Origin of the sequence: Parasaccharibacter sp. TMW 2.1884 (genome assembly GCF_023337695.1) — a bacterium.
Classification (GTDB): domain Bacteria; phylum Pseudomonadota; class Alphaproteobacteria; order Acetobacterales; family Acetobacteraceae; genus Bombella; species Bombella apis.
On record NZ_QORR01000001.1, the window covers coordinates 645,631 to 662,555 of the forward strand.

General features: G+C 56.5%; 11 protein-coding genes. 9 read left to right on the plus strand and 2 right to left on the minus strand.

Annotated elements, in window-relative coordinates:
- From recF to DTI93_RS02900, 6 genes are all read left to right on the plus strand, one after another.
- Positions 1-1,101, plus strand: a complete 1,101-nt coding sequence (gene recF / locus DTI93_RS02875; protein WP_081563160.1) for a DNA replication/repair protein RecF — start codon at positions 1-3, stop codon at positions 1,099-1,101.
- Positions 1,102-1,229: 128 nt separating this feature from the next.
- On the plus strand, positions 1,230-3,677 hold the full coding sequence (gyrB, locus tag DTI93_RS02880) for a DNA topoisomerase (ATP-hydrolyzing) subunit B (protein WP_081563161.1): 2,448 nt from the start codon (positions 1,230-1,232) through the stop codon (positions 3,675-3,677).
- On the plus strand, positions 3,667-4,572 hold the full coding sequence (locus tag DTI93_RS02885) for a hypothetical protein (protein ID WP_249079594.1): 906 nt from the start codon (positions 3,667-3,669) through the stop codon (positions 4,570-4,572). The genes gyrB and DTI93_RS02885 overlap by 11 nt, the downstream gene beginning before the upstream one ends.
- Positions 4,573-4,618: 46 nt before the next feature.
- A complete protein-coding gene (gene glmU, locus DTI93_RS02890; protein ID WP_249079597.1) occupies positions 4,619-5,950 on the plus strand; it encodes a bifunctional UDP-N-acetylglucosamine diphosphorylase/glucosamine-1-phosphate N-acetyltransferase GlmU in 1,332 nt (443 codons plus the stop codon).
- Positions 5,950-7,773, plus strand: coding sequence for a glutamine--fructose-6-phosphate transaminase (isomerizing) (gene glmS / locus DTI93_RS02895; RefSeq protein ID WP_154981436.1), 1,824 nt, complete (start codon positions 5,950-5,952; stop codon positions 7,771-7,773). Before glmU ends, glmS begins: the two co-directional genes overlap by 1 nt.
- Positions 7,774-7,902: 129 nt before the next feature.
- Complete coding sequence (locus tag DTI93_RS02900) at positions 7,903-10,488, plus strand: cation:proton antiporter (RefSeq protein WP_043560096.1); 2,586 nt, start codon at positions 7,903-7,905, stop codon at positions 10,486-10,488.
- Between the two features lie 5 nt (positions 10,489-10,493).
- Here the strand turns inward: DTI93_RS02900 and DTI93_RS02905 are convergent, their stop codons facing one another.
- Entirely contained in the window at positions 10,494-11,888 is a 1,395-nt protein-coding gene (locus tag DTI93_RS02905; protein ID WP_198027142.1) for a peptide MFS transporter, read from the minus strand.
- A gap of 274 nt (positions 11,889-12,162) precedes the next feature.
- Positions 12,163-13,248, minus strand: coding sequence for an alanine racemase (gene alr / locus DTI93_RS02910; RefSeq protein ID WP_249079599.1), 1,086 nt, complete (start codon positions 13,246-13,248; stop codon positions 12,163-12,165).
- A 362-nt stretch (positions 13,249-13,610) separates the two neighbouring features.
- Here alr and DTI93_RS02915 point away from each other — a divergent pair, with 362 nt between their 5' ends.
- The 3 genes from DTI93_RS02915 to spt all read left to right on the plus strand — a co-directional run bounded on the left by DTI93_RS02915 (position 13,611) and on the right by spt (position 16,891).
- Positions 13,611-15,359 carry a fatty acyl-AMP ligase gene (locus DTI93_RS02915; protein ID WP_154981433.1) on the plus strand — a complete coding sequence of 583 codons (1,749 nt, stop codon included), beginning with the start codon at positions 13,611-13,613 and terminating at the stop codon, positions 15,357-15,359.
- 81 nt (positions 15,360-15,440) lie between these two features.
- Positions 15,441-15,695, plus strand: coding sequence for an acyl carrier protein (locus DTI93_RS02920; RefSeq protein WP_043561221.1), 255 nt, complete (start codon positions 15,441-15,443; stop codon positions 15,693-15,695).
- Complete coding sequence (gene spt / locus DTI93_RS02925) at positions 15,692-16,891, plus strand: serine palmitoyltransferase (protein ID WP_043560089.1); 1,200 nt, start codon at positions 15,692-15,694, stop codon at positions 16,889-16,891. The genes DTI93_RS02920 and spt overlap by 4 nt, the downstream gene beginning before the upstream one ends.
- Positions 16,892-16,925: the final 34 nt, after the last annotated feature.

Below are 16,925 nucleotides of genomic sequence, written 5' to 3' on the forward strand. Positions count from 1 at the left end.
TTGAACCTGCACCGTCTGACATTAACGGATTTTCGTAATTACAGACGGTGCGTCTGGGAGCCGTCCGCCACCCTGTCCGTCCTGACAGGGGAGAATGGCAGCGGCAAAACCAATTTTCTGGAAGCCCTTTCCCTACTTGCCCCGGGGCGGGGGCTTCTGGGCTCACCAGCTCATATGCTGCCCCGCCACGGAACAACCCAATGGGGCGTCGCCGCCCATCTGGAGCGGGAAGGACAACAGTTCCAACTGTCTACCGGCCTGACCGAGGGGCGGGGACGCCGCATCTTTCTCCTGGACGGAGAAAGAACACGGACCATGGCAGAAATTGCCCGACTTTATTCCTGCGTCTGGCTTACTCCGCAGATGGAACGTCTCTTTCTTGAAGGTGCTGGCAGCCGTAGACGGTTTCTGGACCGGCTGACCGTCGCTCTCCTGCCGGATCATACGCAGCAGCTCATGGCACATGAGCGGTCCGTCATGAGCCGGAACCGCATCCTGCTGGAACAGCCTGATGAAACGGCCTGGCTGACCTCCCTGGAAGAATCCATAAGCCGCCACGCAGTCGCCATAACGGCAGCCCGGCTGCATCTTCTCGAAACATTGGAAGAAACCCCTTTCGGCAATGAAGCTTTCCCCCAAACCCTTCTGGAGCTGCACTGCCCCATCGCCACAGCGCTGAAAGCCAGCCCGGCTCTGGAAGTGGAAGACAAGCTCCGCCACGCCCTGCAACAGTCCCGCCTTCAGGACAAAGCCCGCAAGAGCACCTCCATCGGAGCACACAGGGCTGACATGAGCCTGCGGGACGCCATGACAGGCCGTCAGGCAGCACACTCCAGCAGTGGACAGAAGAAAATCATGCTCCTGAGCGTCATCCTCTCCCATGCCCATGCCATCAGCAGGGTCTGGGGGCAGGCTCCCGTCATCCTTCTGGATGAACCTTTGACCCATCTTGATGAACGGCGGCGGATCATCCTGATGGACAGTCTCTCTGCCCTGAAAACGACCACCATCCTGACAGGAACCGAAGCTGAACCTTTTTCTTCCATCAGAAACATTGCAGCTTTCTTTCATGTTCAGAATGGCGCACTCCATCCGGCATGAGGCGGCCAGAATATGGCCTTTTCTCACGGTTATTTCGGGATAACCCCGGTGACAGCACTGGTCAGGAAAGGCTTCTGACAGTATATTCACTCATCAAAGCTCTCAGCCAACCGGAGTAATGCGCAGGCATGTCAGAATCCCATAACCAGCCGGAAATTCAGTCTTCCGATCATGAGGAATATGGCGCCTCTTCCATCTCCGTCCTGCGGGGGCTGGATGCTGTCCGCAAGCGGCCTGGCATGTATATCGGGGATACGGATGATGGCTCCGGCCTGCATCACATGGTCTTCGAGATCATTGATAATGCCGTTGATGAGGTACAGGCAGGTTTCGCCTCCTACTGCATTCTCACTCTGAATGGGGACGGCTCTGTCACAGTCCGGGATAACGGGCGTGGTATCCCGACAGACCTGCACGAGGAAGAGGGGATCAGTGCGGCTGAAGTCGTGCTGACCAAGCTGCATGCCGGGGGCAAATTCAATCAGAATTCCTACAAGGTTTCCGGCGGTCTGCACGGTGTGGGGGCTGCGGTTGTCAATGCTCTCTCCGAGACCATGGATGTACGCATCTGGCGACAGGGCAAGGAACATGCCATTCATTTCCGGCACGGTGAGCGTGTAGCTCCCCTGGCGGTCATCGGTGATTCGGACGAAGAAAACGGAACGGAAGTCACCTTCAAGCCGAGTGCGGAGACATTCTCCAAAACTGAATTCGAATTCAGTATCCTGGAGCGCCGTGTCCGTGAGCTGGCCTTCCTGAATTCGGGTATGAAGATCATCCTGCGTGATGAGCGTCACAGTGAGCCACGGGAGGTTGTCTTCCACTATGAAGGGGGGCTGACAGCGTTCGTCAAATGGCTCAACAGCTCCAAGACGCCACTGATCGACCCTCCCATCACCGGGGAGCTGCAGGATGAAACATCTGGCATCAAGGTGGAATTTGCTCTCTGCTGGAATGACAGCTTCCACGAGACCATGCTGTGCTTCACCAACAACATTCCCCAACGTGATGGCGGCACCCATCTGGCCGGTTTCAGGCAGGCCCTGACGAGGGCCGTCGGGAAATATGCCTCTCTGCTGGGCAACAAGAAAGAAACCAGCAATCTCACAGGTGAGGATATGCGGGAGGGCCTCTCCGCCGTTCTTTCCGTCAAGGTTCCCGATCCTAAATTCTCATCCCAGACAAAGGACAAGCTGGTTTCTTCCGAAGTTCAGCCTGTCGTGCACACCATTGCCGCCGACATGATCGGCCACTGGTTCGAGACGCATCCCAAGGAAGCCCGCATCATCATTGCCAAGATTGCTGATGCCGCCAGTGCGAGAGAGGCCGCCCGCCGTGCCCGGGAGCTGACACGGCGCAAAGGCGTTCTGGATGTCTCATCCCTGCCGGGCAAACTGGCCGACTGCCAGGAACGCAACCCGGAAGGGGCAGAACTCTTCATTGTGGAGGGGGATTCTGCCGGCGGAACAGCAAAACAGGGACGGGACCGCCGTTTCCAGGCCATTCTGCCCTTGCGTGGCAAAATTCTCAACATTGAGCGTGCCCGCTTCGACCGGATGCTTGGCTCTGCCGAAATTGGCACCCTCATTACAGCCTTGGGCACGGGGATCGGTCATGGTCCGGCCGAGCAGGGGGGCTTCAATATTGACAAGCTCCGTTACCACAAGATTGTCATCATGACGGACGCTGACGTGGATGGCTCCCACATCCGCACCCTGCTTCTGACCTTCTTCTTCCGGCAGATGCCCCAACTCATCGAAAACGGCCATCTCTACATTGCCCAACCGCCGCTCTTCCGTGCCAAACGTGGACAAGAGGAACGCTACCTCAAGGATGAACCTGCACTGGACAGCTACTTGCTGGACAAGGCCCTGAGCAATGCATCCCTGACCTGCCATGACGGAACCGTACTGGACGGTGCGGAACTCCGTGACGTGATTGACCGTTGCAGCCGACTGGCACAGGACATGCGGGCACTTTCAGCCCGTGTCCCGCTCTGGATCATGGAGCAGGCGGCTGTCAGCGGGCTCATCAACCCTGATGCAGCGATCCGACAGAAAGCAGTCGATGGCTTCCTGGCCAGACTGGAAGCAGCATCTCCCGAAAATGAGCGGGGCTGGGAAGTTGAGGCCGACAGCCAGGGCGTCACCTGCCGTCGTTTTCTCCGTGGTGTGGGGGAACGCTACACGTTTGAAGCCACACTGCTTCGCTCCAGTGAAGCACGCCGTCTTCTCGCGCAGTCCCAGTGGCTTGCTGAATTCTTCAGCAGGCCCGTGACATTGCAGCTTGACCAGAAGAATTTCGAATTTTCTGGCCCAGGCATGATGATGGAACAGATACTGGCCCAGGGGCGCCGTGGTCTGGCCATCAACCGCTTCAAGGGCCTGGGCGAAATGAATGATGAGCAGCTCTGGCACACCACGCTGGACCCGGCCACCCGGACCCTCCTGCAGGTGCAGGTTGGCGATGTCGAAGAAGCGGGGCAGGTTTTCTCCACCCTCATGGGGGATGTTGTCGAACCCCGTCGTGAGTTCATCGTGGATAACGCACTGAAGGTTGCCAATCTTGACGTCTGACACGCTTTCAATCCGCCGCTTCATCACTGGCCGCCTGCTGGCGGGCCTGACGCTGGCTTCTTCCTGTCTGCTGGCCCCGGGGGCTCTGGCAGAGCAGGCAGACGCGCCTGCACCGGCACCCTCACTGAAAAGCGCAGCCGACACCCTGCCTGCCGCACAGAACATACATCTCCGGTACGGTGTTTTCATTCATGGGTATCGTGCCTTGGGCGCTGATGCAGATTATGTCCTGCAACCTTGGGGCTACGGAGTGGAGACGCATCTTTATACCGTTGGTCTCGCCAGCTGGTTTTTGACACTGAATCTGCTGAGCAGTGCCCAGGGGCACTTCAACGGAGATAATGTTGCGCCGGTTTCCTTCAGCAACAGTGGATTTGCCCATGGCGAGGAAGAAAAAGCTCACATTGATTTTGATCTGACTGGCCCGCATGTGGCCGTCTTCCTGCCAGTAGACAAACAGCGGGAGCCATTGCCCGCTGCAGAGCTGAAGCAGTCTGTCGACATGCTCAGTTTTCTTGTTGCGCTGACACACCGGATGACGCTGAAACAGGACTGCACTTTCAGCAGACCTGTTTTCGACGGTATCCGTCTGTCCTATCTGGATGTTCATGGCCCCAGCCAGACGACCCTTCCCAAGGATCATGGGTCCTATTTTCGGGGGGACGCCCTGAAATGTGATTTCACGGGACGGCAGATTGGTGGTTTTTCCATCGGCACACGCTTCAAGGCCGCCCAGTCCAGTCCTCACAAAGGAACCGTCTGGTTTGTCCATGATCCTCAGGGCGGGTTCGTTCCAGCACGCATCGAATTCGATCACTACAAGATGGGGCAGATTCTTGTCGTTCTACAGGCAGCACCAAAAGTCTCTGCTGTCACACACACCCAGACCCGCTGAGCCTTCCCCTCATGCACCTGTCTTCATTCCATGGGAGGCCTGATCTATGAGTTCCATGACTACTGCCATCATTCTGGCTGCCGGTATGGGAACACGCATGAAGTCCCGGTATCCCAAGGCCATGCAGCGTCTGGGAAACCGCCCCATGATCTGGCATCTGATCGAAACAGCCCGGCAGGTCGTGGACCGCATTGTGGTCGTCATCGGCCCGGGAATGGATGATCTGGCCCGGCAGGTATCTCCCCACACAACTGTCATCCAGCATGAACGTCTGGGTACGGGACACGCCGCAAAAACAGGCGTGGATGGGTTGGAAGAGGGACGGGCTGTCATACTTTATGCTGATAACCCACTCCTGACAGCCGATACCATGCAGCGCCTGCTGGATGCCCAGGGAGAACAGGAGAACGTACTGTCCCTGTTGGGAATGCGCCCTGCTGTGCCCGGGCATTATGGGCGGATTGTGACAGGCCCCGATGGGCAGGTGGAACGGATCGTCGAGTTCAAGGATGCTTCCGACGCCGAAAGGCGCATTACACTCTGCAATGCAGGCATGATGTGTGCTGAGGTTGCGCAGCTGAAAGACTGGTTGAGCCGCATCACCCCCGAAAATGCCCAGAACGAGTATTATCTGACGGATATCGTCGCTCTCGCAGCCCGGCAAGGACGAGTAAGCTGCGTCGAGGGGACGGAGGACGAGCTGGCCGGCATCAACTCCCGGGCCGAGCTGGCAGAGGCCGAAGCACGGCTCCAACAGCGTCTGCGCCAGAAAGCATTGCAACAGGGCGCCACCCTAATTGATCCATCCAGCGTCTTTTTCGACCCTGATACCATCATTTCTGCCGATGTGGTGATCGAACCCAACGTGTTCATTGGGCCTGGCGTCACTCTCGAAGAAGGTTGCATAATCCGTGCCTTTTCTCATCTGGAAGGATGTGTTGTGAAGCAGGGCGTCGTGATTGGCCCTTATGCCCGGCTGCGTCCTGGCACTGTCTGCCATGAAGGCAGCCACGTCGGCAATTTCGTGGAACTCAAAAACACGACTCTGGGGGCCGGAAGCAAGGCAAATCATCTCAGCTATCTGGGGGACAGCCAGATAGGTGCGGGGAGCAATATTGGCGCTGGCAGCATAACCTGCAATTATGATGGCGTCTTCAAACACGGAACCGTTATTGGGGAAGGCTGCTTCATAGGGTCCAATACCATCATGGTGGCCCCCATCCAGATTGGCGATGATGCCATGACAGCGGCAGGCAGTGTCATCACGCAGGACGTTCCCGCCGAGGCCCTTGCATTCGGGCGGACACGGCAGGACAATAAGGCAGGCAAGGGGAAGGCTCTCCAGCAGGCACTGCGGAAGAAGAAGGAACAGGGCTGATGTGTGGTATTTGTGGCGTCGTCGGACACCGTCCTGCTACTCCGATCGTATTTGAAGGGCTCCGTCGGCTGGAATATCGCGGTTATGATTCTTCCGGCATTGCAACCGTGGAGCATGGTCGGCTCGCACGTTGCCGGGCTGCCGGAAAGCTGGATAATCTGGCCAAGGCTCTGGAGGAAACACCCCTTTCCGGTACCACAGGTATTGGCCATACCCGTTGGGCAACCCACGGAGCACCAACCACCAACAATGCCCACCCGCACAGGGTCGGAAAAGTGGCGATTGTTCATAACGGTATCATCGAGAATTTTTCAGACCTGAAGAAAACCCTTGAAGCCGGGGGGCGTACCTTCGAGACTGAAACGGATTCAGAAGCCGTTGCCCATCTGCTGGATGAGCATATCCAGAACGGTCTGCCTCCCAAGGAAGCTGCTTTTGCAACCATCCGTCAGCTCCAGGGTGCTTATGCCATTGCCATGATCTTTGAGGGACATGACAATCTCCTCATCGGGGCCCGTCATGGCGCTCCTCTGGCTATTGGCTACGGCGAAGGGGAGATGTTCCTCGGGTCGGACAGTCTCGCCCTGGCACCGCTCTCCAGCCAGATATCCTATCTTGAAGATGGGGACTGGTGCGTGCTGACGCGGGAGCATGTCGAGATTCTGGACGGGCAGGGCAGGGCTGTTGAGCGGCCGATCCAGACAGCCTCCCTGACAACAGGGCAGATTGGCAAGGATGGGTACCGGCATTTCATGGAGAAGGAACTCCATGAACATCCCGTAGCCATTGGCCAGACGCTCCAGCGCATCATCGACCCTGTCACACGCCGCATTGCTCTGCCAGACATGCCATTTGATGCCAGTACGCTGTCCCGTGCTACGATCACGGCCTGCGGTTCAGCTTTTTATGCTGGCATGGTCGGCCGCTACTGGCTTGAAGAGCTGGCCCGGCTGCCGGTTGATATTGATGTGGCCTCCGAGCTGCGCTACCGGAACCCGCCACAGCCTGACAAGGGGCTGGCACTGCTCATATCCCAGTCCGGTGAAACAGCCGATACACTCGGGGTGCTGAGGGAGCTCAAGACGGCTGGGCAGAGCATCGTCTCCATCCTGAACGTGGAACATTCCACCATGGGCCGGGAGAGTGATCTGGTTCTGGGCATGGTAGCCGGACCAGAAATATCAGTTGCCTCCACCAAGGCATTTACGGCCCAGCTTGCCGTACTTGCTGCCCTGACCATCGATTTTGCCCGCCAGCGCAACCTGCTGGATGAAAAACGGGAACGGGAGCTGACAGACAACCTGCTGGACCTTCCATCCCATGCCATGGAAGTTCTGGGCCTGTTTGACCAGATACGCACCATGGCACGGGTGATTGCCCAGGCCAGGGACGTCCTCTATCTGGGACGTGGAATCTGCATGCCTGTTGCCCAGGAAGGGGCGCTGAAGCTCAAGGAAATCAGCTACATCCATGCAGAAGCCTATGCCGCTGGAGAGTTGAAACATGGTCCCATCAGCCTGATCGACCCCAGTGTTCCTGTCGTGGCGATCGCACCTTCCACCATCCTGTTTGACAAGACACTTTCCAACCTTCAGGAAGCCCGGGCCCGTGGGGGACGCATTCTTGTCTTTACCGATGACAAGGGGGCTGAACGGCTGAAAGACATTGCAGAACACATGGTCATCCTGCCGGATGTCAGTGCCTTCGTGGCGCCCATCCTCTACACCATTCCGGTACAGATTCTGGCCTACGAAGTTGCCCTGCTGAAAGGTACGGACGTGGACCAGCCCCGCAATCTGGCCAAGTCCGTTACCGTGGAGTAACGACGACGCCCCGTTAATGCTTCAGAAAGGTGGAAAGCAGGTAATAACCCCCTGCAAGGCTTGCCTGACAGGGGTTTTGCGCTTACTCTCCGGGCAGCGTGATCAGAGGGTGAAAAAAGGGGATATCAGATGGAAATAGGGCTGGCAGCTGTACTTCTGACCCTGGTTTTCCTCCTTTTTCTCATCAGCTTCATTCCGCCCCTGGCCAAGAAGATCAACCTGCCTGAAACGGTCATCATTGCCGTATTGGGGATAGGGCTGGGGGCAGCGTCCTCTCTCGTCAACAATTCCATGGGGCTGGACCTGCTGGAAGGACCGGCAGGGGCTCTCCTGTCATTCCCCATCAGCAGTGAGGGCTTCCTGCTCATCTTCCTGCCACTCCTGGTCTTTCAGGGGGCCATGGGGATCAATGTCCGCAGTCTGACCCATGAAATCGCCACGGTGCTGCTGCTGGCCATCGTGGCTGTCATTGTCTCCACAGCGACTATTGGCTTTGCCCTCTATCCCTTTGCACAGCAGAGCCTCGTTGCCTGCCTCCTGCTGGGGGCCATCGTGGCCACGACAGATCCCTCTGCCGTGGCCAGCATTTTCCGTGAGATCGGCGCAGCGGCCCGCCTAAGCCGCCTTGTGGAAGGGGAAGCCCTGCTGAACGATGCAGCGGCCATTGCCATTTTCACCATCCTGGTATCGGCCATCACCGCCCATCACCAGATCAGTTTCAGTGAAGCCTGCATAGATTTTCTGACCAACTTTGCCGGAGCCGTCATCATCGGTGTGTCAGTCGCCCGACTGGCCCTCATCATGATTACTGCCATCAGCGGATTCCCCGCAGCTGAGATCACACTCTCCCTCGTGCTGCCCTATGGGGTTTACATCCTCTGTGACGATATCCTCGGGTTTTCCGGTGTGGTCGCCACGGCCTCTGCCGGTCTGACCATTTCGGCTTTTGGTCCATCCACCTTCCGTCCCCAGACGTGGCGCTTTCTCCGGGAATTGTGGGAGCAGATCGAGTTCTGGGCCAGTACGCTCGTCTTCATGCTAGCGGCCATGCTTGTCCCCCGTATGATGATCGGCATGACGAAGTGGGACCTTCTGCTGATCTTCATTGCCAGTCTGGCAGGGCTGATCGCCAGAGCAGCCGTCATCTTCGGCCTCCTTCCTCTCCTGATCCTCACCAGACTGTCGCCACCTGTTCCATTACGCTTCAAGACCACCATGGCCTGGGGTGGCCTGCGTGGCGCCATCACGCTGGCGCTGGCACTTGCTGTCAATGAAAACCCGCACATCAACGATTCCATCACCCATTTTGTCGGGATCGTAGCTACCGGATTTGTACTGACCACACTTCTCATCAATGGCACGACGCTACGCTCTCTGGTTCTTTTCCTGAAGCTCGACAGGCTGTCCCCCATTGATGAAGCCCTGCGAAACCAGATCATCGGTATCGGTCTCAGCCATGTGGCTCAGCGTGTGGCCCATGTGTCTGATGAACTCAGTTTTGGTGCCCGGACACGGGGCGGGGTCATCAGCCGGCTTGAACAGCGTGCTGAAAAGGAAAAAGCCAGCAACAATTTTGAGACAGCACTGACCGACAAAGATCGCGTCAACATGGCCCTGCTGACCATTGCCAACCAGGAGCGGACCCTGCTGCTGGACCTTTTCCGGGTTCAGGGAATGTCCAGCCGTCGGGTGATCGAGACCCTGCTGCGCGCTACAGAGGCCATCGTGGATGCCACCCAGCTGGAGGGACGGTATGGCTACGTCAAGACACGCCGCAAGAGTCTTCAGCCTTCCTGGCGTCTCCGCCTGGCACAGATGCTGCACAGGCGCTTTCATATTGATCGCCCGCTGACCGCCTGCATGATGGAGCGTTTTGAAACGCTGATCATTTCCCATCTGGTTTCCACATCCTTGATACGCTTTGTCCGGGAACGCATGGAACCCACTCTGGGACTCCGTATTACGGAAATCGTGTCTGAAGTGCTGGGACGGCAGCGCAAACTGCTGGATGATGCCCTGGCAACACTGAGGCTGCATTATTCCGGCTATTCAGAAGCGCTGGAGGGACGTCTGTTGCGCCAGATAGCCCTTCGTCTGGAAGATGAAGAATATGCTACTCTGGCAAAGGACAACCTCATCTCGCAGGAACTGCATCGGGAGCTTCATAAGTCGATCGAACGACAGAGGAATCGGCTGGACACGCCGTTACGCTTCAACCTGCGCAGTGGCATTGAGCAGCGTCTGAGGTCTTTCCCTGCCTTCAACGGGGTTCCAGATGCAGCCCTTCATGAACTGGCGGGCCGGGTCTTCATCTGTTTCCTCTCGCCAGGGGAGATACTGATCCGCAAAGGCGAGCGCATCCGCACGATCTATGCGCAGGTGGCAGGTCTTGTAGAAACATCCACCAGCACGGAAACCCAGGAAGTCATGCTGGGAGCAGGGGACCTGATTGGCGCCAACAGCCATATTCAGGGACAGAGAGCGCATAATACGGTCCGCTCCCTGCAATTTTCCCACATGCTGGCCATTCCAAAAGCTGATTTTGACAGGCTTCTGCAAGCCTTTCCCATCGTGAAGCGTCAGATCATGAAGCGGCATGACATGAGGCTGAAGGGCTCTCTCGGAGCCAACGTGGTCATTACCAGAGAAGGCAACACCATCTCTCCAGCCCATGAAGCCGGTTTCATCATTTCGCCGATCGTGGAAAAACGCTGACTTTTTCAGCCGTGGGAAGAACCTGCCAGAAACAGGCGACTGCCAATCCTGCTGGAGGCCATCAGGCCGAGCGTAGACAGGAAAGCAGCGCCTGAATGAAGCGACCAGAAAAGCGCATCAGGGATCTGGTGCAGCATCCCTGCCAGCTTGCCGACCATCAGGTTTCCCAGAAAAATATGCAATGTAAAGCAGGAAATCAGTGTCGTACTGTGCCGTGCAGGTGCATAACGGGAGAAGAGGGCCATTCCGATAGGAAAAGTCATCCCGCAGCCAATGTCATTGACGGTATGGAAGGCCACACCCCACCAGAGGCTGATCTGATGAGGGGCGGGGCAGACATATTCTCCTGCGATCAGGAATAACGGCCCAGCTGTCGCAATGGCGCTACCAATGATGATCTTTGTCATGTCATGTACGGGGCGGCCACGGCGGTGATCATACCAGCGCCAGAACCACAGGACCAGAAATCCCGTAATCATGCTGATGACGCTATCCAATGAAACCAGCGTACTGACGGGACACGTAATGCCCATGACAGTCAGGCGATAATGATCACTGCCCCAGAGAAGATAACCATCCATGATTTCCTGATTGGGAAGAACTCCAAGGGCAAACAGGCCTACCAGCCAGAGCAGAAAGACAATCCGTTTCTTTTCCACCACCGTGCAACCGACTGGCCGGATATCCTTGCCAACAGCAAAGGAGGCCGTTTCTTCTGGGAGATAACGACCCCCCATGAGATAACCAGCCAACCCCATCATCATCGCACAAGCTGTTGCCATGAAAGCCCAACGCCAGGCAATGGTTCCCAGAAAGGCGCAGAGAAGGGGAGAGATGATGGCCATGATCTGTATGCTCTGGCTGTAAAGCTGATAAGCATCAGAACGTCTACGGTCTTCCAACGTATATAGCGCTCCAACCTGCGCCTTCAGGCTGCCGGACAAAGCAACACCTGCCAAAAAGAGCCACAGGGCCAGAACAAAACAGCTTTCCGCCATCATGAGGGTAAAACTGACTGTCAGCAGACTGATGCCAATGACAGCAGAACGCGTCCGGCCAAGGCCGTGATCTGCCATGAAACTTCCCACAAATGGAGCTGCAAATATGACCGCCATGATGAGGCCCGAAAGACTCCCAGCTGTGGCGTCCAGACCACTGGGAGCGTACAGGCTATCATTGATGGACAGAAGGGACGGTAGGCCCAGAATATGCCGGGCCCGGTCTGTGTGCTGCAGGATGTCCTTCAGATACACCACCAATATGGAAAGCATCCCGTATTGGGCAAAGGAGAGCCAGCCTTCCGTCCAGAACAGAACCCACAAACCTTTGGGATGCCCAAGAAATTCAGTCTTCGGGTTTTTATATCTGGCTGGAAGGATATCAAATAATCTGTCAGTCATGGGTTGTCTTATAGCAGCGACAGAAATCTTGTGGGAGTTCCCTTCACAAAGGAAAATCGCATAATAAAGATTATGCAAACTCATATATGTTAAAACCAACCAGATAATCTAACGGCCAGCCATACATACCAGCAAATTCAACGTACCAAACATCCATGATGCCACAATCATAGTGCATCCCATGCTGCGACCATATGGTGCATTGGGCTGATCCAGCCCATACCATTACCCAGTTCTGTTCTTGGCCATCAACAGATCAGAAACTGACAGACAATTACCGGCACGAACCATTATAAAAACGATCAAACCTGTAGCCCAGAGACGTCAGCACCTCATAACCGATCGTACCCACACATTCGGCCATCGTAGCAATATCCTGCTGCGGCCCGATGAGTGTCAGCCATACACCCTCCCGGGCAACCTCATCCGGCAACTCCGTAACATCAACGGAAAGACTATCCATGGAAATCCGTCCGAGAACAGGCAGACGTCTATCTCCCCACCACAAGGCACCATCCCGGGCAAAAGAACGGAAGATGCCATCGGCATAGCCAATACCAACAGTCGCCACACGCCTGGGCCGCTCTGCACGATAGGTCAGGCCATACCCGATACTCCCCCCTGCCTCGACAGTCCTGACCTGCAATATCTGAGACTCAAGCCCAATGGCTGGCACGAGTGGGCAGCTCTCCCCATGCGGCGGAATGCCATAAAGCGCAATACCGGGGCGAACCATCTCGAAATGATAGTCAGCTCCCAGGAAAATGCCGGAAGAAGCCGCCAATGACCGAGGCACATCAGGAAAAACTGCACTCATGGCCAGAAAACGCTGAAGCTGCTCCCTGTTGGCAGGGTCATCCGGCTGGTCAGCACAGGCCAGATGGCTCATGACGAGGACCGGCTTCAACCCTCTCAGAACCTCGGTGCGAAGGTCATCTTTCGAAACCCCGAAACGGGACATGCCCGTGTCGAACTGGAGAGCCGCCGGATGATCCTGTCCCTCCCCATGACAGAAAGCCCGCCACTGCCTTACCTGCTCCAGACTGTTCAGAACCGGGATCAGACCATGCTCCACCATCGTTTCCGGCTGCCCTGTCAGGAAGCCATGCAGCACGAAAATCCTCTTGTCCGGCAGCAGTCTCCGCAGCTGGCATCCTTCCTCCGGCTGGGCCACAAAAAAGGTCTGGACCCTGTCAGCAAGACTGGAGGCAATCTCCCGCACACCCAGCCCATAAGCATCAGCCTTGACCACAGCAGCACATTCCGCACCCCGTACGCACTCCGCCAACCACGCATGGTTCCTCCTGATAGCGGCAAGATCCACCGTCAGACGGGCACTTGTCTGCTTGCAGAAATGCATCTCTCTGGCCTCTCATTCTCATGCTGTCCAAGATCAGGCGCCCTGATCTTACAGGAAATATCTTCCTTAGAAATTATTATTTAATGATAAAATCCCATACCGTTTTTTCCCTGTTTTCCGGGCTTTTCTCCCAGTTTTCAGGAAGGAAGACAAAGCCTCCCGCCAGAGGGCAGCAATTTTGTCGGTGAAAATCATGACATATGCTTGAGGCAGAGGGGTGTTCTGTATTAGAGACAGGGCACAGCATTACTGCTCTGCGGGCGCAGAGTGGTCTTTACCCTATGAACAGGGGTCAAGTTTTTTTGATTTCGCAGGGGCCTCAGGATGTTCAGTCCGATGGTCCAAACGGAGCTAGTCCAGGTTTGACCGAGGCCAATCAGAAACCCACTCCCACACTCTCCATCACCCCGAGCCGCTCCGGCATCGAGCGCCGCTATGGAGACTTCCCCAGCTTCCCCGCTGCCCTTGACTACGCAGCACAGGGGGCCAGTGGCTTCAATATCTATTCTGGACGGGGAACCTTGCTGGAAGTCCTCCCCTACAGCAAGCTGCGACAGCAAGCCCATGCCATGGCCCGCCGCCTGCTCGGCCTGGGACTGGAGCCGGGAGACAGGGTGGCCATTGTTGCGGAAAGTGACGGTGATTTCGCCCGCATTTTCTTCGGTTGCCAGTATGCCGGTCTCGTCCCCGCCCCCCTGCCCCTCCCTGTCGCTTTTGGTGGCAAGGAAGGGTACATCGAGACACTGCGTGGCATGATCACAAGTGCGGATGCCAGAGCCGTTGTCGTCCCCAAGGTCATCGGTGACTGGACAGCCGATATCGTCGCTGGTTTTTCCCTTCTCTTTGGCGGGTCCCCGGCTGAACTGACAGCCTGTGAGGAAAAGGATATTCCGCTGCCGGAAATCAGTGAGGATGCTCTCTCCTACCTCCAGTTTTCATCGGGCAGCACTCGCTTTCCCATGGGCATCAGTGTGACGCAGAAAGCCGGAATGGCCAATGCTCACGCCATTGCCCGTCATGGTCTCCAAGTCTATCCCAGCTCTGATGAGCGGGATGACCGTTGCGTCTCATGGCTGCCGCTTTATCATGACATGGGGCTTGTCGGTTTTTTCCTGACGCCCATGACCTGCCAGCTTTCTGTCGATCTCCTGCCCACACGGGAGTTTGCACGCCGTCCGCATATCTGGCTGGAGCTGATTGCCCGCAACAAGGCAACCATGTCCTACAGTCCTTCCTTTGGCTACGAGCTCTGCGCCCGCCGTGGCGCCCGGGAGGATATTGATCTTTCCTCATGGCGTGTGGCCGGCATCGGCGGTGACATGATCCGCCCGCACATCATCCACAATTTCGCCGAGACTTTTGCCAAACGTGGCTTTGATGAAAAGGCCTTCGTCGCCAGCTATGGCATGGCCGAAACAACTCTGGCCATCAGCTTTGCCCCGCTCAACACCGGGCTGCGTACAGATACGGTCGACCTCTCCATCATGGAACGGGAAGATTATGCGCAGCCGGCTAAGAAAGGTACCGATACAGCACGTGACTTCGTGCTGTGTGGCGTCTGCCTGCCCGGACATCAGATCGAAGTGCGTGACGGTTCCGGCAAAGCACTGAAGGAACGTCAGGTTGGCACCGTCCATGTCCGCGGCCCCAGCCTGATGAAAGGCTATTTCAACCGCCCGGACGAAACGGCAAAGGCCTTCTCCGGGGATGGGTGGCTGAATACTGGCGATATCGGCTACATGCTTGATAACCAGATCGTCATTACCGGGCGTGCCAAGGATCTCATCATCATCAATGCCCGAAACATCTGGCCACAGGACCTGGAATGGGCCGCAGAACATGAAGTCGACTCTCTCCGTTCCCGTGATGTCGCCGTCTTCTCGGTTGAAGATGGCCAGGGAGAGCGGGTTGTGGCGCTTGTCCAGTGTCGCTACACGGAAGAAGAACCCCGTAGCAGACTGAAAGAAGAACTGGTTGCCCTGTTCCGCCGTCTACATGGTATTGATGTGGATGTGGTACTGGTGCCGCCACGGTCTCTGCCCCAGACCTCATCGGGGAAGTTGACCCGGGCTCGTGCCAGGGCCATGTACCTCAACAAGGAATTCGCCTGAGAGCTGAAGAGGCCATTCCCAAATATGAGAAGGAAGGTCATGCTGGTCTTCCTTCTTCGCTTGGTCACAAAGGGACAAGACATGACAGACAGTGTTGCTGATATCTCTCACATGATTCTCCAGAAACTTCTGGAAAACCCGAAAGTGCCACGCGACATTTCCGAAGACAGTCGGATCGTGGAAGACTTGGCCTTCGACAGTCTCGCCGTCATGAATTTTGTGATGGAGATTGAGGATATGCTTGATGTCTCCGTCCCTCTCGACAAGCTTGCAGACATCCGTACCATCAAAGATCTCGCTTCCTGTCTGCATACCATCAAGGCAGAACAGGCATGAGCGCTGGCATTTTTGACAAATACGCCACTCTGAAGGGAAATTACGACTCCCTCATGGCTGCAAGCCCGAGGAATCCTTTTGGCGTCGTGATAGAGCGCCCTCTTTCCGCTACGGTCGGTATCATCGAGGGGCGGGAAACCCTTCTCTTCGGTACCAACAATTACCTTGGTCTCAGCCAATCCACCGCAGCACGGGATGCAGCCATCCATACGGCCAAAACCATGGGCGTGGGCACTACAGGCTCCCGCATTGCCAATGGTACGTTTGGACTGCATCAGCAGTTGGAAAAGGCTCTGACGTCCGTTTTCAGAAAAAAACACGCCATGGTGTTCTCGACAGGATACCAGGCCAATCTGGGGACGATTTCAGCCCTCGTGAACAAGGATGACATCCTTTTTCTCGATGCTGACAGCCATGCTTCCATCTATGATGGAGCCCGCCTTTCTGGGGCACAGGTCATCCGCTTCCGGCACAATGACCCGGCGGACCTGGAGAAGCGTGTCGCCAGAACAGCCAAAACGACCGGGGCCCGCCTGATCATCGCTGAAGGCATCTACTCCATGACAGGGAACATCGCTCCCCTCAAGGAGTTCGTCGAGGTCAAGAAGCGCCACAACATTCCCCTGATGGTAGATGAGGCCCATTCTTTTGGTGTGCTGGGCGAGCATGGCCGTGGCGTTGCGGAAATGCAGGGCTGTGAGGACGATATCGACTTTATCGTCGGAACGTTCTCCAAATCTCTCGGGACGGTCGGGGGATATTGCGTAACGGATCATGATGAAATTGATCTCATGCGCCTCTGCTCCCGCCCCTACATGTTCACAGCCTCGCTGCCACCTGAAATCATCGCAGCAACCCTGGCGGCTCTCGAGGAAATCCAGAACCGTCCTGATCTGCGACAGAAACTGCAAGATAATGCGGCCCGACTGCATCAGGGATTCAAGTCTGTCGGACTGAACACGAGCAACTTCGTCTCCCCGGTCATTGCCGTCACGCTGGAAGATATTCCGCAGGCCATTACCTTCTGGAACGCACTCCTTGATGCCGGAGTCTATGTCAATCTCTCCCTGCCTCCGGCAACGCCGGACAACAGGCCGTTGCTGCGCTGCTCTGTCATGGCGGCACATTCTGCTGCCGAAATTGACCGGGCCGTAGAGACATTCGGCACCATCGCCAAGGAACTGAAGCTGGTCTGATCCCGCCCGACAGGCCGAAGCCCCCAAAGCAGGA